This is a genomic window from Pseudoalteromonas sp. CR1, assembly GCF_019392235.1.
Taxonomy (GTDB): domain Bacteria; phylum Pseudomonadota; class Gammaproteobacteria; order Enterobacterales; family Alteromonadaceae; genus Pseudoalteromonas.
Genome location: NZ_JAHXRM010000289.1, coordinates 1 through 268 on the forward strand (window position 1 = coordinate 1; position 268 = coordinate 268).

General features: G+C 32.8%; 1 protein-coding gene. It reads right to left on the reverse strand.

Annotation, left to right across the window (positions count from 1 at the left end; translation table 11 throughout):
• Positions 1–5: 5 nt before the first annotated feature.
• A partial coding sequence (locus tag KZZ04_RS19445; RefSeq protein ID WP_219423915.1) for a hypothetical protein occupies positions 6–268 on the reverse strand: 263 nt, incomplete at its 5' end.

A 268-nucleotide genomic window follows, 5' to 3' on the forward strand; every position in this document is an offset into this window, starting at 1 on the left:
TGAGGTTAAGCGTTTTTTGAGATGATGAGCGATGTTGAAATCTGCTGTGTATAGGGGAGTGTGATAATTTCTTTTGTTGGGTACTTAGAATTAAGCTTTTTAAGCTTATGTTTACGATCGCTAGATATAAATATGATGTCAGCTGAAAGTTTTTCTATGTAATATTTGCTATTCAGACGTTTTATGAAAGTATGTTTGTTGATTTGAGATACTGTTAAATGTCTGATTTTTTCCGTTAGGATTGGTCTGTGATCTCCTTTTCGAATCT